The following is an 18,257-nucleotide window of genomic DNA, read 5'->3' on the forward strand; positions in this document are numbered from 1 at the left end:
GGAACTGAGCGAACATCCCACTCTAGTTCCCCGCGCGCCGGTGATCACCGGTCGCGAGAAAACCGTTACCAACGGTCACTCCGTTGATCAACGTCGATAGGAGTCGCTCCGCCCGGAGCCACGTACCAGCCGCAGCAGGGCGAGCAGCACGATCGAGCCGAGAATCGCGACGCCGAAGCTGGGGAAGTCGAACTCGAAGGCCCGCTCGGTGCCGGTGGCCAGGCGGTAGATGAAACCGCCCAGCGCCGCGCCGAGCACGCCGATCAGGATGCTGAACAGGCAGCCGCCGCGCCGGTCCGGGCCGCCCACCACGACATTGGCCAGCCAGCCGGCGATGGCGCCGAACACGATCCACGAGAAGAAACCCATGCCATCGAGGTTACCGACCCGGATGGAGTAGCGCACAAGAAGACTTGTACAAGAACTCTTGTGCAACTACTGTTGTGCGTTATGGCTGATCGCGAAGTGCATGAAGTCCACGATTCGAAGGTGCTCGCCGCGATGTCGCATCCGCTGCGGCGCCGCCTCCTCGACGTCCTCCGCCTCGACGGCCCGTGCACGGCTTCCGTGCTCGCCGAGCGGACCGGGCAGGCGGTCGGGAACGTCAGTCACCACCTGAAGGTGCTGGCCGCCGTCGATCTGGTCGAGGAAGCACCGGAACTCGCCCGAGACCGCCGTGAGCGCTGGTGGCGCCGCGTGAGCTACGCGGTTTCCTGGTCGCCTTCGGACTTCCCCGACGACCCGGTCGCGGCCGCCGCCGAATCCCTCGCGCTCGAACGACAGGTTTCCATGGCGCGCCAATGGTTCGCCGAACGCGAGACCTACCCGGAGGAATGGCATCGTGCCGCCTTCGCCACCGACAGCTGGGCGAAGATGTCGGTCGCCGAGCTGGCCGAGCTCGAACAAAAGGTCCACGAGCTGATCAAGTCCTACAGCGGCCGTGAAATCCCCGACGACGGCCAGGAACGCCGTCCCGTCTTCATCTCCACCCGCGCCGTCCCGGCCCGCCCGTGACCACCCGCGAACGCGGCGGCCTGCTGCGCGCGAGAGATTTCCGGCTGCTGTGGACCGGCGAGACGACCAGCGTGCTCGGCAGTTCCATCGCCGTCGTCGCGCTGCCGCTCGTCGCGGTGGTCACCCTGCAGGCGAGCACGTTCGCGGTCGGGCTGCTGACCGCGGCCGCCTGGCTGCCGTGGCTGCTGATCGGCCTGCCCGCCGGCGCCTGGGTCGACAGACGGCCGAAACGCCCGGTCATGCTGGTGTGCAACGGCGTTTCCATGCTGGTGTTCCTGAGCGTCCCGGTCGCGGCGTGGTTCGGCCTGCTCACGATGACCCAGCTGATCGTCGTCGCCTTGGCGGGCGGCGTCGCGAAAGTGTTCTTCAACGTCGCGTATCGCGCGTACCTGCCTTCGCTGGTCGAGAAGGACCAACTGCAGGAGGCCAACGAAAAGCTGCAGGGCAGCGAATCCGCCGCGCAGATCGGCGGACCCGGGCTGGCCGGGCTGCTGGCCCACTGGTTCGGCGCCGTCGCCGGGGTGTTCGCCGACGCCGTCAGCTTCGGGATCTCCGTGCTGTGCCTGCGATCCATCCGGCACCGGGAACCCGAGCGCCCGGCGAAGACGCGTTCACGGCTGCGGGACGAGATCCGTGACGGCCTCGCTTTCGTCGTCCACGACCGGTACTTACGTGTCTTGGCGGTCTTCGGCGCGATCTCGAATGTCGCGCTCATGGGCTACCAGTCGATCGAGGTCGTGTTCCTCGTCCGTGATCTCGGCGTGGGAGAAGGCACCGCCGGGCTCGTGCTCGCGCTCGTCGGGGCGGGCGGCGTTTTCGGCGCCGCGCTGTCCGGCAAACTCGCCGCACGGATCGGCACCGCGCGCGCTTTCATCCTCTGCGAGGGGTCCGGAGCGCTGATGATGCTGCTCGGCCCGCTGGCGAACGGCGGCTGGGGGCTCGCCTTCTTCGTCGCCGCCGGGTTCTCGCTCAGCGCCGGGGTCGTCGGCTCGAACGTCCTCAACGCCACCTTCAAACAGCGCTACGTCCCGGCGGCGATCTTCGGCCGGGTCACCGCGAGCATGTCCGTGCTGAGCCTCGGCGCGATCACGCTCGGCGGCCTGCTCGGCGGGCTACTCGGTGAGATCGCCGGCGTGCGGCAGACGCTCGGGCTGATGGCCGGGCTCGAGGTCGTCGCCGTCTTCGCCTTGCTGTTCACGCCGATCGGCCGGTGCCGCGACTTCCCGGCGGATCGCGTTTAGCCCGCTAAACGCAGGTCAGAGCAGGAGGACGTCGACCTCGTCGCCCTGCTCGGCCGAGTCCACGTCCTCCGGCAGGACGATCAGGCAGTTCGCCTGCGTGAACGACGCCAGCAGATGCGATCCCGGCCCGCCGCGCGGACCGACGATCCCGGTGACCTCGCCTTCGGAATGCGTGTAGAAGCCCCGCCGGAACTGACGCCGTCCGGCGGGGGAGGTCATCGCCTCGGTCAGCCGGGCCCGCACCTTCTGCCGGTCGACACCCGTGTGCCCCATCGCCGCGAGCAACGCCGGCCGCAGGAACGCTTCGAAGGACACGAGCACGCTCACCGGATTGCCCGGCAGCGTCACCACGGGCACACCGTTCCAGCGGCCGCAGCCCTGCGGCCCGCCCGGCTGCATCGCGACCTTCCGGAACTCCACGCCCTGCCCGGTCAGCGCGTCCTTCACCACTTCGTACGCTCCCGCGCTCACGCCGCCCGAGGTCACCAGCAGATCGACGTCCGCCAGACGCGGCTCGATCACCGAGCGGAACTCGTCCACGTCGTCGACCACACTGCGCACCACCTCGGCCTCGCCGCCGAGCGCGCGGATCGCGGACGCCAGCATGATGCTGTTCGACTCGTAGATCTGCCCGTGCCGCAAGGGTTCCGGCGCGTCGACGAGTTCGGTCCCGGTGGACACCACGAGCACCTTCAACGGCCGGTACACGGGAACCTCGGCGAGCCCGACGGCCGCCGCGAGGCCCAGTTGAGCCGGGCCCAGCACCGTCCCCGCCGAAAGCGCCACCGTGCCCTCGACGACGTCTTCGCCCTGGCGCCGGATGTGCGTGCCCAGGACAGCCGTCCTGAGAATCCGGACGTCTGTCACGCCGCCGTCCGTGTGCTCCACCATCACCACCGCGTCCGCGCCGGGCGGCAGCGGGGCGCCGGTCATGATCCGGTGCGCGGTACCCGGCTCCAGCTTCGCGATGTCGACCCGGCCCGCGGGGATGTCTTCGGCGACCGGCAACGTCACCGGCGCTGTGTCGGCCGTCGCTGTGTCGGCGGCGCGGACGGCGTAACCGTCCATCGCGGAGTTGTCGAACGGCGGCAGCGAAACGCCCGCGCGCACGTCCTCGGCGAGGACGAGCCCGGCGGCGGAGGCGAGCGGAAGGCGGATGACGGGGGCGTTTCCGAGCAGGCCGGTGACGGTCTCACGGTGGGCGTCGACGGAGATCACCGGACCATCCTCCCGCCTCGGGCCCCGCATGCAAGACTCTGCGCGTCACAACGACCATCCGGGGAGAAGAAGACATGCAGGTTCAGATCCGTCACCAGCCATCGTTCGCGGTGGCGAGGCTCATCCTCGCCCCTGGCGAACCGGCGCAGGTCGAGTCGGGCGCGATGATGGCGACGAGTTACGGCGTGCAGGTCCAGTCCCAGGCGCAGGGCGGCATCATGAAGGGCCTCGGCCGCGCCTTCCTTTCCGGCGAGTCCTTCTTCATCTCCACCTACACCGCCCCGCAGAACGGCGGCTGGGTCGACGTCGCCGCGAACCTGCCGGGCGACATGCAGATCATCAACCTCGACGGCCGCACCGGCTGGTGCGTCACCCGCGGTTCGTGGCTCGCGTCCTCCCACGGCGTGCAGACCGAGACCAAATGGGGCGGGCTGAAGAACCTCGTCGGCGGCGAGGGCGGCTTCCTGACGCACGCGACGGGACAGGGCCCGCTCGTCGTGGCCTGCTACGGCGCGCTGGAGACCGTCACCCTGCAGCAGGGCGAGGTGATCACCATCGACACCGGGCACGTCGTCGCGTTCGCCGACACCGTGCAGTACCAGATCCGCAAGGTCGCCACCGGCGTCATCCAGTCGATGAAGAGCGGTGAAGGCCTCGTCTTCGACTTCGCCGGGCCTGGCCAGCTGCTCACCCAGACCCGCAACCCGTCGGCGCTGTCCGCCTGGGTGATCGCCCAGGTCCCCTCCCGCTGACCGCATGCGGGTCCAGACGAGGCACACCCCGAACTTCGGGGTCGCACGCGTGCTGCTGTCCCCCGGCGAAGCCGTCCAGGCCGCCGGGGACACCATGCTGGCCAGCAGTTTCGGCATCACCGAAACCGTTCCGTCCCGCGGTGGTTCGCGGGCGGGCAAAGCCGCCCCGTCGGTGTTCAACGCACCGGAGGGCGGCGGCTGGATCGACTTCGCGCCGCTGGCCGCCGGTGACGTCTACCCGCTGGAGTTCAACGGCGGCGGAGGCTGGTGCGTGAGCCGGGACGCGATCCTCGCCCGGCCGGCGACCGTCCGGCACGATCCCGGCTGGGCGCCGCTGCAGAAGCTCTTCGGCGCCGATTCCGGCTTCCTGGAGCACTACAGCGGAAGCGGGCCGCTCGTACTGGCCGCGCAGGGCCCGGTCGACGCCTTCGAACTCACCGCGGGCGAACTCGTCACCGTGCGGCCGGACTTCCTGCTGGCCTACCCGGACACCGTGCAGTGCCGTCTCCGCGCGGTCGACCAGTCCGGCCCGCAGTCGGTCCGCACCGGCGAAGGGCTCGCGCTGGACTTCGCGGGACCAGGACGCGTCCTCGTGCAAGCGCGCAATAGGCGGCTTTCTCGCGGATGACCTTGGGACGAATTGAGCATTGCCGACGCCGGTAATTCGGGTAGCGTGAACTGCACTCGAAACCGCCGGCCGGGGCAGAGAAGGCCGACGGATCCTGTGCTGAGGGAGTGCGCCGTGGCAGTCGGCACCGTCAAGTGGTTCAACTCGGAAAAGGGCTACGGATTCATCGAATCCACCGAAGGGCCCGACGTCTTCGTCCACTACTCGGCCATTCAGGCCGACGGATTCCGGACGCTCGACGAGGGTGACCGCGTGGAATTCGAAGTCCAGTCCGGCCGTGACGGGCGGAGTCAGGCCGCGGACGTACGCAAGGTCTCCTAAACCTACTTCGGGCGACCCCCGGCGGCGTCCGGAACTGGCGCGTTAGGCTTCGCGGCGTGACAGGCGATGAGTCGGGGGACCTGACGGGTCGTCGGCTGGGCAACTACCGCATCGACGGTGTGCTCGGCAAGGGCGGCATGAGCGTGACCTACAAGGCCACGGACGTGCGGCTCGGGCGCAAGGTGGCACTGAAGGTCATCGGTGATCACCTCGGGGCCGACGCCGAATTCCGCGAACGCTTCGTCGACGAGGCGCGGAACACGTCCGCGATCGACCATGCCAACGTCGTGCCCTTGTACGACTTCGGCGAGCTCGAAGGCATGCTCTACATCGCCATGCGGATGGTCGACGGCGGCGACCTCGCCGGCCTGATCTCCGGCGGCCCGATCGCGCCCGCCCGCGCGCTGAACATGCTCGACCAGGTCGCCGACGCGCTCGACACCCTGCACAACCGGGGTCTCGTGCACCTCGACGTCAAACCGGCGAACGTCCTGGTCACCAGCAAGGAGACCTCGCGCGAGCATGTCTACGTCGCCGACTTCGGCCTGACCCGCCGCGGCGCCACCGGGCACCGGACCCGCGGCGGCGACTTCCTCGGCTCGCCCACGTACGCGGCGCCCGAGCACCTGCGCGGCGAGCCGCTCGACGGCCGCACCGACCAGTACGCGCTCACCTGCGTCCTCTACGCCTGCTTGACCGGCAGCCCGCCCTTCAAGGGCGACGTGCAGACGGTCATCAAGGGGCATCTGAACGGCGAGCCCCCGGCCATCTCGCGGATCGTCGGCCTGCCCGCCGGGATCGACGAGGTCGTCCGGAAGGGAATGGCGAAGAATCCCGCCGAGCGCTACCCCAACTGTGTTGAGATGATCGCGGCCGCCAGGCGCGCGCTCGGCCCGCTCGCGACTTCGAACGAGCCTCCCGGCGCGCCCGGGCAGGCGGCGGCCGCGACCGTCCAGCAGCAGGCGCCACGGCAGAACACGCCGCCACAGGGAGAGGGGGGCCCCGTGCACCCGTACGGAGGACAGCAGCAGCCGGGCTACGGCCAGCAGGGACCGGGACCGCAGGGTCCCCCGCCGCAGCAGGGCCCGCCGCCCGGTTACGGCCCGCCGCAGCAGCAGGGTGGCTTCCAGCAGGGCGGTTTCCAGCAGGGTCCGCCCCCGGGTTACGGCCCGCCGCAGCAGCAGGGCGGTTTCCAGCAGGGTGGCTTCCAGCAGGGTCCGCCCCCGGGCTATGGCCCGCCGCAGCAGCAGGGCGGTTTCCAGCAGCAGCCCAAGAAGGGCGGCGGCGCCAAGTGGATCTGGATCATCGTCGGTGCCCTCGTGGTCGCGGGCGCGATCGTCGCCGCCATCCTCATCTTCAGTGATTCGAGCGGCGGCAACGGCCCGCAGACCACCGCGCCGAACATCCCGGTCGGCCCCGGCGGCTCCCAGTCGCAGGCTCCCGGCTCGTCGTTGAAGCCTCCGCCGTCGTCGATCTCCATCAAGCCGAGCAGCTGAATACCACCGCGCTGACCTGCGGTTCTTGCACTCTCCCCTGGGGAGTGCTAAACACGACATTGGCACTCGACGCCGTCGAGTGCCAGGCGGAGCGGTCACCGACCGCTCGCCTGAAGGTCGGGACGGTGAGGCCGCACCCTTGATCGGGTGGGTCGTCCGTCGCGGGCACCGAGCCTGGCCGAGGAAGAGTCCTGCCGCCGCGCTGTAGTAGGCGTGCGGCGGCGCCCAATACCGGAGGACCACACCGCAATGGCCAAACTGATCGCGTTCGACGAGGACGCCCGCCGCGGTCTTGAGCGCGGCTTGAACACCCTCGCCGAAGCCGTCAAGGTGACCCTCGGCCCGCGGGGCCGGAACGTCGTGCTCGAAAAGAAGTGGGGCGCGCCGACGATCACCAACGACGGTGTCTCCATCGCCAAGGAGATCGAGCTCGAGGACCCGTGGGAGAAGATCGGGGCCGAGCTCGTCAAGGAAGTTGCCAAGAAGACCGACGACGTCGCGGGTGACGGCACCACCACCGCCACCGTGCTCGCCCAGGCTCTCGTCCGCGAGGGTCTGCGCAACGTCGCCGCCGGGGCCGACCCCATCAGCCTGAAGCGCGGCATCGAGGCGGCCGTCGAGGCCATCACCGAGCAGCTGCACAAGGCCGCCGTCCAGATCGAGACCAAGGAGCAGATCGCCGCCACCGCGTCGATCTCCGCCGCGGACCGCACCATCGGCGAGCTCATCGCCGAGGCGCTGGACAAGGTCGGCAAGGAAGGCGTCGTCACCGTCGAGGAGAGCAACACCTTCGGGCTCGAGCTCGAGCTCACCGAGGGTATGCGCTTCGACAAGGGCTACATCTCCGGTTACTTCGTGACCGACCCGGAGCGTCAGGAAGCCGAGCTCGAGGACCCGTACGTCCTGCTCTTCGGCTCCAAGATCTCCACCGTCAAGGACGTCCTGCCGCTGCTGGAGAAGGTCATCCAGTCCGGCAAGCCGCTGCTGATCATCGCCGAGGACGTCGAGGGCGAGGCCCTGGCCACCCTCATCGTCAACAAGATGCGTGGCACCTTCAAGTCCGTCGCCGTCAAGGCCCCGGGCTTCGGTGACCGCCGCAAGGCGATCCTGCAGGACATCGCGATCCTGACCGGTGGCCAGGTCATCTCCGAGGACGTCGGCCTCAAGCTGGAGAACGCGGACCTTTCCCTGCTGGGCAAGGCGCGCAAGGCCGTCATCACCAAGGACGAGACCACCATCGTCGAGGGTGCGGGCGACGCCGACCAGATCCAGGGTCGCGTCAACCAGATCCGCGCCGAGATCGACAACTCGGACTCGGACTACGACCGCGAGAAGCTCCAGGAGCGTCTGGCGAAGCTGGCCGGCGGCGTGGCCGTCATCAAGGCCGGTGCCGCCACCGAGGTCGAGCTGAAGGAGCGCAAGCACCGCATCGAGGACGCGGTGCGCAACGCCAAGGCCGCCGTCGAAGAGGGCATCGTCGCCGGTGGTGGCGTCGCTCTCATCCAGGCCGCCGAGGCCGCCTTCGCCGGTCTGAAGCTCGAGGGCGACGAGGCCACTGGTGCCAACATCGTCAAGGTCGCCGTCGAGGCGCCGCTCAAGCAGATCGCGATCAACGCCGGCCTCGAAGGCGGCGTCGTGGCGGAGAAGGTCAAGTCCCTCCCGCAGGGTCACGGCCTCAACGCCGCCACCGGTGTCTACGAGGACCTGCTCGCCGCCGGCGTGCCGGACCCCACGAAGGTCACCCGCTCCGCGCTGCAGAACGCCGCTTCCATCGCGGCGCTGTTCCTGACCACCGAAGCCGTCGTGGCGGACAAGCCGGAGAAGGCCTCGGCCGCTCCCGCCGACCCGTCCGGTGGCATGGGCGGCATGGACTTCTGAGTTCGAGCCTGTAGCACCACCGGAAAGCCCGGACGCGCCTCGCGCGTCCGGGCTTTTCCTTTGCCCGCTTGTGGCGCGTGAAGGCCCCCTTCCCTCGGCTGAGCCGAGGGAAGGGGGCCTTCACGCGCAAAGGTGTCGTGGCCGCGGGAGCCGTGGCCTACGACTGCCCGTCCACCGCGTACTTACGCCCTTGCTTCCGACGGTCCGCCTCGTACGGATTGGTGGAGTTCGGTTCCGAAGGCTTCCTCGGCTCAAGGCCCGTCCGGTCGGTTCCGCCCGCCTCAGTGGCCGCGCTTTCCCGTTCGACCGTCTCGGGATTGGGATCGATCTTCCCGCGGTCCTTGTTGGCGCTTTCCCAGGCGGTGAACAGCTTCTTGAGGTCGTCCGAGAGCTCGCCGTCCGTTCGCGCGTAGGCCTCGGCCGCCGTCCTGAGCTGCTCACCGGCGAGAAGGAATCGCGCACAGCTCGTCCTCATGAACTGTTCGACGGCGTCCCGGATCTCCAACGTCGTGTCGTCGCCCGTGCACGTCTGCTCGTCGCGGCCCGCGAGGTGCCGGTCGGCGTTGTCGGCCTCGGCGAGAATCCGCAGTTGCGCCGAATAGGCTTCGGCCGCTTCGAAGCAGGTCTGCGCCAACCGCAGCACGAAGTAGACCTCGACCTGGACCCCGCGGTACTTCGCGCGGTCGGTCTGGTTGGGCCGCGTGTTCGCGGTGAGGTCGTAGAGCTCGAGGTTGTAGCTGTGCACCCCCGCGATCGCCTTCTGCAGGGCCAGCACGTTCGCGCCGAAGTCGGATTCGAGGCCGGACAAGGCGTTGTGCTCGTCCTGGATCGAGGTGGTGAGCTTCTGCAGGATGTCCTGAAGGGACATGGCGTCCTGCTCGACGGTGAGTCCCTTGATGATCCCGCCGACGAAACCGGCCAGATCGAGGACGGCTCCCACCGGGCCGAGGACCTTCCCGCCCGCCTCGTCGACGGTCTTCACGACCTTGCTGAGTTTCGCCGCGGCGGACAGCAGATTGGTCGCGACGCCGTGGACTGTTCGCGCCTGGTCGACCTTCTCCAGGATCGAGTCCGCGGTGAAGACCTTGAGGGTGACCTTCTCGTCCAGCTTCTTGGTGGCCCAGTTGAGCCGTTTGACGATGTTGAGCCGGGTGGCCTGGATCGTCGAGGCGCGGGTGGAGTACAGCGTGGACAGGCTGGCGAGGATGAGCGACTGGTGCGCCATGGTCGGCGCGATCGAGGCGAAGAACCCTTCCCTGAACTCCTGGGCGGCGAGCCCGGTCCACGAGATGAACCAGGGCTCGGTCGCGCTGGTCGCGCCGTCCAGCCATTCGACGTTCCGGACGACCGCGCCCTGCCCGAGCAGTTCGGTCACCCGCCCGTTCTTGTCCTGGAAGCCGAGGTTGCCGGCGACGTTCAGGAACGTGTTGTGCGCGGCCTCCAGCTTCGCGAGGTCGGGTCCCTCCAGTTGCGGAACGAACTTGGCGACCTCCTGCCGCCGGTTCCACGCCAGCCGTTCGATCTGCGCGAGGTTCCGTTCGACGTGGCACTCGACCTTCTTCCCGAGCTGCGGGTTGTGGCCGTCGCAGTGAACGTCCTTGTAGTGGCCGTGCATGCCGTCCGTGACCCACGTCAGATATCCGCACAGGTCGTCGGCGGCTGCGAGGTGGCCGTAGGATTCGGGCGGCCATTGCCAGGCCCAGGGCTCCGCGGAGCACGGAACGGCGGGCGAGAGCTTCAGCATGGCCTTGACGGCGTCTTTCATCCAGCGCTTGGTGAGGGCCTGGCAAAAGTCGTCCAGCGCGCCTTCGAGCATCCGCTTGTACTCGCTGAGGCTCAGATACCCGGCCATGGAGGCCCCCGCTTCCCGCTCCCTGTGACAAAGTCAGGGGAAGTGTAACGGCGAACGCGCGGTCTCGCGGCCGAACTCCGGAAAGGGCCCGGACATCCCCATGTCCGGGCCCTTCTTCATCCCCCTGGTCCCCCGTCGGATCGCGTTTAGCGGGCTAAACGCGATCCGGCGGACGCCGCGCCCCCTGCGCACGGCGTCCGCCCCGATCAGGATTCGCCCGGCTGTTCCGGGGTCAGAAGCCACGCGGCGGCGTAGAGCGGGATCGCGAATCCGGCGGTGAAGAAGACGCCGGCCACGAGGGCGATGCGCAGGATCGCGGCGTCGACGCCGAGGTAGGCGGCCCAGCCGCCGGCGACGCCCGCGAGCATCTTGTCGGTGCGGCTGCGGTAGAGCTTCTTGGTGGCCTGGGGGGTGTACACGCTGTTCGTCATGGCTCCATGTTCGCGCCGGAACGACCCCCGGCACATCGGGGACCGGCCCCGGCCCGACCCTGGAATCCGACCCTGAAGGGCCGAAAACCGGATGCCTCGCGCACCCGCCCGCGGGTATGACTTGTCCGGTGAAACACGACAGCCCCGAATTCGCCGCCATCGCCGAGCAGGGCACGATCCTGCGCTGCCAGGTCGGGTCCGGGCTGCACGGCACCGCCGTGTCCGGCCAGGACGACCGGGACGAGCTCGGCATCTGTATCGAGCCGCCGGACCACGTCATCGGCCTGAAGCGGTTCGAGCAGTACATCTTCCGCACGCAGCCCGAAGGCGTCCGGTCCGGCCCCGGTGACCTCGATCTGACCGTCTACTCGCTGCGCAAGTGGCTGCGGCTCGCGCTCAACGGGAACCCGACCGTCCTGTTGCCGTTGTTCGTGCCGGAGGCCGAGATCGTGGTGATCGACGAGCTCGGCGCCGAGCTGCGCGAGCAAGCGCACCGGATCGTCTCGCGCCGGGCCGGGCTGCGGTTCCTCGGCTACTCCCGCGCTCAGCGCGAGCGGATGCTGGGGCTGCGGGGCAAGGCGGGAAGGCCGGAGCTGATCGAGAAATACGGCTTCGACACGAAGTTCGCCATGCACATGGTGCGCCTCGGCGTGCAGGGTGTGGAGCTGCTGGAGACCGGCCGGATCACGCTGCCGATCCCCGAACCGTGGCTCGGCTGGCTCCGGGATTTGAGGCAGGGCAAGAAAACCCGCGAGGAAGCGCTGGAGGCGGTCGAGTCCTTGGAACACCGTCTCGACGAGCTGGTGCGCGGGGCGTCGCCACTGCCGGAGGAGCCGGACGCCGGTTGGGCCGACGCTTGGCTGGTGCGTGCTTACCTCAGGGCGTGGAAGATGCCTTGATGACGATCAAGGCGAAAGCGCTCACGTTCGGGGTCGCGGTGCTGACCGTGCTGGGAATCGGCACGGCCAGTGCCGCGCCTGAAGGCCATGGCGCGCGAAGCAGGCTCGACGTCGTTCAGGCCCGCGGCGAGATCCGCGTGTGTTCGACGGGGGATTATCGGCCGTTCACCTATCGGGACGCCGCCGGCGCGTGGAGTGGGATCGACATCGACCTCGCGGGCGACCTGGCCCGGCGGCTCGGCGTCCGGCTCCAGCTGGTCCAGACCACTTGGAAGGCGATCGCCGACGACGTCGGGCGGAAATGCGATCTGGCGATGGGCGGGGTTTCGGTGACCTTGGACCGCGCGAAGAAGGGCTTCTACACCGTTCCCTATCTTCGCGACGGCAAGACACCGATCACCTTGTGCGAGAACGAAAAGCGGTTCCAGACCCTGGAGCAGATCGACCAGCCGGGGGTGCGGGCGATCGTGAATCCGGGCGGTACCAACGAACAGTTCGCCGACGCCAACCTGAAGCGCGCGACCATCGTGCGGCATCCGGACAACAACACGATCTTCGCCGAGATCCTGGCGGGCCGGGCCGATCTGATGATCACCGACGCGACCGAAACCCGTTGGCAGGCTAAACAGAACCCGCGTTTGTGCGCGGTGCATCCCGACGAGCCGTTCACCTTCTCGGAGAAGGCGTACCTCCTGCCGCGCGATGTCGTGTTCAAGGAATGGACCGACCAGTGGCTGCATCTCGCGCTGAACGACGGCACGTACGCGCGCATCGCGAAACCCTGGCTCGGCTGAAATCGGTTTGAACCACTTTCGTTATCCAGCCGTATCCATGGATGTGGGTGAGGAGGAACCAGACCGGAGGAAGACACCGATGATGAACAGCGCCGGGAAACACCGCAAACGCGCGACGATCGGCATCGCGTCCGTTCTCGGGGTGGCCGCCATCGCCGCGGCGATGTTCGCGATCAGCACTCCGGACGGGCAGGCCGCGGAAAGCTGCCAGGGACTCGATACCGCCCTCCGTAACAACCTCAACTTCATCGCGGGCCAGCAGGCGGAGCCGGACGCCCTGTCCGGGGCGCGGATCGCGAACAGGCAGGCCGTCGTCGACCTCATCCAGCAGCGCCGCGAAGCCGCCGGGTGCACCGAAGACGTGCAGGCCGACGGCGGGAAGCAGGCCGCGGACGACGCCATGGCGGTCGAGGACGAGGCCGCTCCGCAGGAAGAAGCGGTCGCCGGGGAGGGCGAGGTCGTCTGCCCGGGCTCCACGGTGACGCTGTCCGGCGAGGGCGGCGCGCCCGCGGCGTCCAGCAGCGAGTTCCCGGCGGGCACCAAGCTGAAGGTGACGAACCTGGACAACGACAAGTCCACGACCGTCGAGGTCACCGGCGTTTCCGGCAGTTGCGCGCTCCTGAACAACGCGGCCTTCGAGCAGGTCCGCGAGCCGGGCAAGTTCCTGATCCGCCGCGCCACCATCGAGCGGGTCGGCTGAGACACCCGCACCGGGACGGGGAAGACGCGGACGGACCCGGTGCGGAGGCGGCACGAGTCCTCCTGGTCCCCTCGGCCAGGAGGGCTCGTGGTCGTTTGTATCTCGCTTGTACGCCCTTTCGGGACGCTTCTCGCGAAACGCCGAGAAAGGACATCCGATGAGATTCAGACGAGTGCTCACGGCGGCCGCCACCGCCTTGCTGGGCATGGCCGGGCTGGCGATCACCGCGACGTCGGCCGAAGCCGCCGTCGGGCCGCGTCCCAACTTCCAGCTTCCGTTCCCCTGCAACCAGGTGTGGAACGGCGACAACGACAACAGCAGCGCGCACCGGGCCTACGAGATCGACTTCAACCGCGGCGGCTCCGCGGACGCGGACCTCGGCGACACCGTGGTCGCGGCGGCGGCGGGCAAGGTCGTCATCTCGGCGCACCAGGGTTCCGCGAACGGGTTCGGCAACCTGGTGAAGATCGACCACGGTGGGGGATGGTCGACCTACTACGCGCATCTGAAGGTCCGTTCGGTCGCGCTCAACGCGCAGGTCGCGCAGGGACAGAAGATCGGCGAGGTCGGCAACACCTCCAAGCCGGGCAACAACATCAGCCCGCACCTGCACTACGAGGTCCGCACCAACGACTCCTCGTGGCCGAGCAACATCAAGCCCGCTTACTTCAACGGTGTGAAGTTCGGCTACCCCAACGCCAACGTGACCTCCAAGAACACCTGCAGCGGCAGCGGGAACCCCAACCCGTACGACGCCGTCGAGGTGTGCGGCGACGGTTACAAGGTGATCGACTCGCAGGCGGTCGGCAGCGCCGCGACGGCGTACCTGCTGTACAACGCCACGAACCAGAACAACTGCGTCACCACCATCAAGTCCACCTCGGTCGGCACGGGCAGCGCGGTCTCGGCCTTCCTCGAAGTGCAGGGTTCGGCGAGGAAGACCGACTCCGGCAGCTTCGAGTACTACGCGGGCCCGGTGAGCGCGGCCGCCGGTGCGAAGTGCGTCCGGTGGGGCGGCTCGGCGGGTTCCGCCAGCTACGAATCGCCTTTCGAACACTGCAGCTGATCTTCTGAAGTGTCATGAAAGGGTCGTTCAGGACATCTTTTGTCCTGAACGACCCTTTCATGACATCCGGAGGTGGGCGCGGACGCGGGTGAGGCGGGCTTCCCAGGCCGCCCGGACGTCCGGGGCGGCGGCGTGGGCCGCGAGCAGATCGGGCGCGGGAGCCTGCGACGGCACCGGCAGCCGTCCGTCCACAGGGGACAGTGAGTCGCCGCAGACGTCTCCCGTGAGCAACGACATCGTGCCCAGCCCGCAGGCGAAGTCCAACGTGGGCAGCGCGCCCGCGAGCGCCAGCCCGGCGGCGAGCCCGACGCTCGTCTCGACGGCGGACGACACCACGCACGGCAGGCCGCAGGCTTCGGCGACCTCCAGCGCGCGCCGCACCCCGCCCAGCGGCGCGACCTTCAGCACGGCGACGTCGGCCGCCCCCGCGACGGCCACCTTGAGCGGATCCTCGGCCCGGCGGATCGATTCGTCCGCGGCGATCCGCACTCCGACCCGGCGCCGGACGTCGGCCAGTTCGTCGATCGACGGGCAAGGCTGCTCGACGTACTCAAGCCCGCCGGCCGCGCGGTCCAGCTCACCGATGGCCTTGACCGCGGTGTCCACGTCCCAGGCCATGTTCGCGTCGACCCGGACGGCGCCCCGCGGGCCCAGCGCGGCCCGCACCGCCTCCACCCGGGCGCAGTCCTCGGCGAGGCTCACCCGAGGGTCGGCGACCTTCACCTTCGCCGTGCGACAGCCCGAAGCGGAAACGAGTTCGTACGCCTTCTCCGGGGACACCACCGGCACGGTCGCGTTCACCTCGACACTGTCCCGCACCGGCGACGGCCAGCCGCGTTCGCTCGCCTCCAGCGCGGACGCGAGCCACGGCGCGCTCTCGGCGTCGGAGTAGTCGGAGAACGGGCAGAACTCGCCCCAGCCCGCTTCGCCGCGGACCAGCAGCCCTTCGCGGACCGTGATGCCCCGGAACCGCGTGCGCAGGGGGATAGCGTAGACATCCATCGGCACCGATCATGCCACTGCGGGAATCGCGTGCCGTTTCCCTCGGTTCCGGACAGAATGAGCGACGTGGCACTCGACTTTCGCGTGCTGGGGCCCACCGAGGTCACGGCGGACGGGCTGCCGGTGCCCTTGGGCGGCAGCAGGCCGCTCATCGTGCTGGCAGGCCTGTTGCTGCGCGCGAACACGGTGGTACCGGTCGAGGAGCTGGGCCGCTGGCTGTGGCCGGACGACCGGCGGCGGTCCAAGGGGGCGCTGCAGACCTACATCCTCCGGGTCCGCCGCGCGCTCGGCGACGAGGTCACCATCCGCACCGAACGGGGCGGCTACCTGCTCGAACTCGACGAAAGCCTGCTCGACCTGGCCCGCTTCCGCGCGCACGCCGCGGCCGGAGCGGAGGCCGCGCGGGACGGCGACCTGCGCGGAGCCGCGGGCCGGTTCGCCTCGGCATTGTCCGAATGGCGAGGCCCGGCACTGCAGAACGTCCACTCCGAAGCGCTGCTTCGGGACGAAGCCGACCAGCTGGGCGAAGAGCGGTTACGAGTGTGCGAGCAGTGGGCCGACGCGCTCATCGCCCTCGGCGAGCACGCCGTCGCGGTTCCCGAGCTGACCAGGCTGTGCCGCGAGAACCCGCTGAGGGAGCGGCTGCACGAACAGCTGATGATCGCGCTCTACCGCTCCGGCAGGCAGGCCGAGGCGCTGAACGTCTACCGCCGGATCGGCGCGGTGCTGGCCGAAGAGCTCGGCCTGGACCCCGGCGCGTCGCTGCAGCGGGCGCACCAGGCGATCTTGACCGGCGAAGAGTCCGTCGAGACCACATTGGACTCCGAACTGACCCGGTACCGGCTCGGCGCCGAACCGCTGATCCCTCGTCAGCTCCCCGCCGATCTGCGGGTGTTCTCCGGCCGCCAGCGCGACCTCAAGGCCCTGCACGGGCTCGTCCCGGAGGCGCTGGACACCGAGCGGTCGACGTCCATCGCCTCGATCGAGGGGATGGGCGGCATCGGCAAGACGACGCTCGCCGTCCACTTCGCGCACGAGGTCGGCGACCGCTTCCCCGGTGGGCAGGTGTACCTCAACCTGCGCGGTTACGGTCCCGGCGAGCCGGTCGAGGCCGCCGCCGCGCTCGAAACCATGCTCGTCTCCGTGGGGGTCCCCGCCGACCGGATCCCCGCCGACGTCGACGGGCGCGCGGCCACCTGGCGCACGTACAGCGCCCGCCGCCGGATGCTGATCCTGCTCGACAACGCGGGGAGCACCGAGCAGATCCGGCCCCTGCTGCCCGGACCCGGCTGCCTGGTGCTGGTGACCAGCCGATGGCAGCTCCAGGCGCTCGTCGCGACCCACGGCGCGCGGCGGGTCGCGCTGGAGGAGCTGCCGGACGAGGACGCGATCGCCCTCCTCGCGTCGACGATCGGGCTGGACCGGGTCGCCGAGGACCCCGAGGCCACCGAACGGTTCGTCCGGTACTGCGGCGGGCTGCCGCTGGCCATCCGGATCCTCGCGGTGCGGGCGGCGCAGTTCCCGGACCTCACGCTGGGCGAGTTCGTCCGGCTGCTGGAAGCCGAGCAGGACAGGCTGGGTTCGTTCGACCTCGCCGACGGCGACGAGACGAACATCCGGGCCGTCTTCTCGTACTCGTACCGGGCGCTCGACCAGCGGGCCGCGCGGATGCTGCGGCTGCTCGGCCTGCCGACCGGCGGCGACTTCAGCGTGCCCGCGGCCGCGGCGGTGGCCGGCGTCGACATCGCGGAAGCACACGAGGATCTGGCGAAACTCGCTTCCGCGCATCTGATCGCGCGGTCCAAACCGGGCCGGTACCAGTTCCACGACCTGATCCGCGCGTACGCGGCCGAACTCTCGGAGAAGCTCGACGGGCCCGAGGAGCGGACGGCCGTGCTGGACAGGCTGCTGCACGCCTCGCTCGCCTCCGCGCTGAACGCGTCGAGGCTTTTGCGTCCGGAACGGCATTACCGGCTCGTCCAGCCGGAGCGGTTCGACGGCGCCGGGCTGAAGTTCGGGCACTACGAACAGGCGCTCGACTGGTTCGACGAGGAGGCCGGGAACCTCATCGCCGCGGTGAACATCGCGTACCGGGAGCGGCGGTACCGGGAATGCTGGCAGCTGGCGTGGCTGCTGCAGTCGTACTTCATCGTGCGGGCGCGGCTGGATGACTGGCGTTCGGTGTTCGGCGTCGCGCTCCGCGCCGCCCGCGACCTCGGGGATCGCTCCGGCGAGGCCGCCGTCCTCAGCGGACTCGGTGTGGCCTGCGGGGTCGCCCGCCAATACGAGGACAGCATCGCCTACCTGAAGCAGGTCGTCGAGCTGCAACGGCAGGTCGGGGACCGGCAGGGTGAGGCGCGGGCCCTCTACAACCTCACGCTGGCCAGCCAGGACCCGGACACGGGATGGGACTACGGGACGCGCGCGTTGCGGCTCATCCGGGAGAGCAACGTCGGCGCCGGTATGGAGGCCAGCGCGCTGCAGGCCCTCGGCGACATCTGCACCCAGGCCGGCCGTTTCGAGCAGGCGCTCGACTTCGCCGACCAGGCCTTGGCGCTGGAGGCGCACGCGCTCCCCGACGAAGCCCGCTTCACCCTGCACACCAAGGGAACCGCGCTGGTCGGGCTCGGCCGCGGCGACGAGGGCATCGCCTGCATGCGACGCGCCGTCGAGATGTTCTTCGCCCACGGCGAGCTCTACGAGGCGGCCGACGTACTGGCCCAGCTCGGCGGAATCCATCTGCGGCTCGGTGATCCCTCGTCGGCGCGTGAGTGCTGGCTGCGTTCGGTGCGGGTGCTGACCGAGCTCGCGCATCCCGACGCCGAGGACGTCCGCACCAAACTGGCCTCGCTCGTGGGCGAAACCGTCAAGACTGAGTGAGGCACGGGCGCCCGGCGTGCCGACCCCCAGAACCAGCACGCGAGTACGCCCGTGACCTCATGAACCACTAAACAGGACACCGCTC

General features: G+C 69.4%; 17 protein-coding genes. 12 read left to right on the forward strand and 5 right to left on the reverse strand.

The genetic code is table 11. The features are described from left to right. Positions 1–87: 87 nt before the first annotated feature. Entirely contained in the window at positions 88–369 is a 282-nt protein-coding gene (locus ACIBTM_RS11230; protein WP_395876360.1) for a GlsB/YeaQ/YmgE family stress response membrane protein, read from the reverse strand. 81 nt (positions 370–450) lie between these two features. Between ACIBTM_RS11230 and ACIBTM_RS11235 the strand changes: the two genes are divergently transcribed. Together ACIBTM_RS11235 and ACIBTM_RS11240 are read left to right on the forward strand one after the other, a co-directional pair. Further along, a complete protein-coding gene (locus tag ACIBTM_RS11235) occupies positions 451–1,014 on the forward strand; it encodes a winged helix-turn-helix domain-containing protein (protein ID WP_395876361.1) in 564 nt (187 codons plus the stop codon). Further along, positions 1,011–2,255: an MFS transporter gene (locus tag ACIBTM_RS11240; RefSeq protein ID WP_395876362.1), complete on the forward strand. Its 1,245-nt coding sequence runs from the start codon at positions 1,011–1,013 to the stop codon at positions 2,253–2,255. The genes ACIBTM_RS11235 and ACIBTM_RS11240 overlap by 4 nt, the downstream gene beginning before the upstream one ends. Before the next feature lie 15 nt (positions 2,256–2,270). On the opposite strand, the gene glp is transcribed toward ACIBTM_RS11240, so the two are convergent. Next, positions 2,271–3,473 carry a gephyrin-like molybdotransferase Glp gene (glp, locus tag ACIBTM_RS11245; RefSeq protein WP_395876363.1) on the reverse strand — a complete coding sequence of 401 codons (1,203 nt, stop codon included), beginning with the start codon at positions 3,471–3,473 and terminating at the stop codon, positions 2,271–2,273. Positions 3,474–3,547: 74 nt separating this feature from the next. Here glp and ACIBTM_RS11250 point away from each other — a divergent pair, with 74 nt between their 5' ends. The 5 genes from ACIBTM_RS11250 to groL all read left to right on the forward strand — a co-directional run bounded on the left by ACIBTM_RS11250 (position 3,548) and on the right by groL (position 8,548). Next, positions 3,548–4,225 (forward strand): TIGR00266 family protein, encoded by a 678-nt coding sequence (locus ACIBTM_RS11250; RefSeq protein ID WP_037335581.1) that lies wholly within the window; start codon positions 3,548–3,550, stop codon positions 4,223–4,225. Between the two features lie 4 nt (positions 4,226–4,229). Beyond that, positions 4,230–4,853, forward strand: a complete 624-nt coding sequence (locus tag ACIBTM_RS11255; protein WP_063277719.1) for an AIM24 family protein — start codon at positions 4,230–4,232, stop codon at positions 4,851–4,853. A 114-nt stretch (positions 4,854–4,967) separates the two neighbouring features. Then, entirely contained in the window at positions 4,968–5,174 is a 207-nt protein-coding gene (locus tag ACIBTM_RS11260) for a cold-shock protein (RefSeq protein ID WP_005164266.1), read from the forward strand. 56 nt (positions 5,175–5,230) lie between these two features. Beyond that, the gene (locus ACIBTM_RS11265; protein WP_395876364.1) at positions 5,231–6,670 is read left to right on the forward strand and encodes a serine/threonine-protein kinase; all 1,440 of its coding nucleotides are present in this window, start codon (positions 5,231–5,233) and stop codon (positions 6,668–6,670) included. Positions 6,671–6,919: 249 nt separating this feature from the next. Continuing rightward, positions 6,920–8,548, forward strand: a complete 1,629-nt coding sequence (groL, locus tag ACIBTM_RS11270; protein WP_005164277.1) for a chaperonin GroEL — start codon at positions 6,920–6,922, stop codon at positions 8,546–8,548. Positions 8,549–8,705: 157 nt separating this feature from the next. Here groL and ACIBTM_RS11275 read toward each other — a convergent pair whose 3' ends face one another. Together ACIBTM_RS11275 and ACIBTM_RS11280 are read right to left on the reverse strand one after the other, a co-directional pair. After that, the gene (locus ACIBTM_RS11275) at positions 8,706–10,400 is read right to left on the reverse strand and encodes a hypothetical protein (protein ID WP_395876365.1); all 1,695 of its coding nucleotides are present in this window, start codon (positions 10,398–10,400) and stop codon (positions 8,706–8,708) included. 206 nt (positions 10,401–10,606) lie between these two features. Next, positions 10,607–10,831 (reverse strand): PspC domain-containing protein, encoded by a 225-nt coding sequence (locus tag ACIBTM_RS11280; protein WP_007033414.1) that lies wholly within the window; start codon positions 10,829–10,831, stop codon positions 10,607–10,609. A 128-nt stretch (positions 10,832–10,959) separates the two neighbouring features. Between ACIBTM_RS11280 and ACIBTM_RS11285 the strand changes: the two genes are divergently transcribed. The 4 genes from ACIBTM_RS11285 to ACIBTM_RS11300 all read left to right on the forward strand — a co-directional run bounded on the left by ACIBTM_RS11285 (position 10,960) and on the right by ACIBTM_RS11300 (position 14,290). After that, entirely contained in the window at positions 10,960–11,730 is a 771-nt protein-coding gene (locus tag ACIBTM_RS11285; protein WP_395876366.1) for a DNA polymerase beta superfamily protein, read from the forward strand. Then, complete coding sequence (locus ACIBTM_RS11290; protein ID WP_395876367.1) at positions 11,730–12,524, forward strand: transporter substrate-binding domain-containing protein; 795 nt, start codon at positions 11,730–11,732, stop codon at positions 12,522–12,524. The genes ACIBTM_RS11285 and ACIBTM_RS11290 overlap by 1 nt, the downstream gene beginning before the upstream one ends. Before the next feature lie 79 nt (positions 12,525–12,603). Further along, on the forward strand, positions 12,604–13,224 hold the full coding sequence (locus ACIBTM_RS11295; protein WP_395876368.1) for a hypothetical protein: 621 nt from the start codon (positions 12,604–12,606) through the stop codon (positions 13,222–13,224). Between the two features lie 157 nt (positions 13,225–13,381). Then, positions 13,382–14,290, forward strand: a complete 909-nt coding sequence (locus ACIBTM_RS11300; RefSeq protein WP_395876369.1) for a M23 family metallopeptidase — start codon at positions 13,382–13,384, stop codon at positions 14,288–14,290. Positions 14,291–14,347: 57 nt separating this feature from the next. Here ACIBTM_RS11300 and ACIBTM_RS11305 read toward each other — a convergent pair whose 3' ends face one another. After that, a complete protein-coding gene (locus tag ACIBTM_RS11305; RefSeq protein ID WP_395876370.1) occupies positions 14,348–15,292 on the reverse strand; it encodes an o-succinylbenzoate synthase in 945 nt (314 codons plus the stop codon). 57 nt (positions 15,293–15,349) lie between these two features. Here ACIBTM_RS11305 and ACIBTM_RS11310 point away from each other — a divergent pair, with 57 nt between their 5' ends. Next, a complete protein-coding gene (locus tag ACIBTM_RS11310) occupies positions 15,350–18,172 on the forward strand; it encodes a BTAD domain-containing putative transcriptional regulator (RefSeq protein ID WP_395876371.1) in 2,823 nt (940 codons plus the stop codon). Positions 18,173–18,257: the final 85 nt, after the last annotated feature.

The organism is Amycolatopsis sp. NPDC049868 (genome assembly GCF_044461365.1).
Taxonomy (GTDB): Bacteria; Actinomycetota; Actinomycetes; order Mycobacteriales; family Pseudonocardiaceae; genus Amycolatopsis.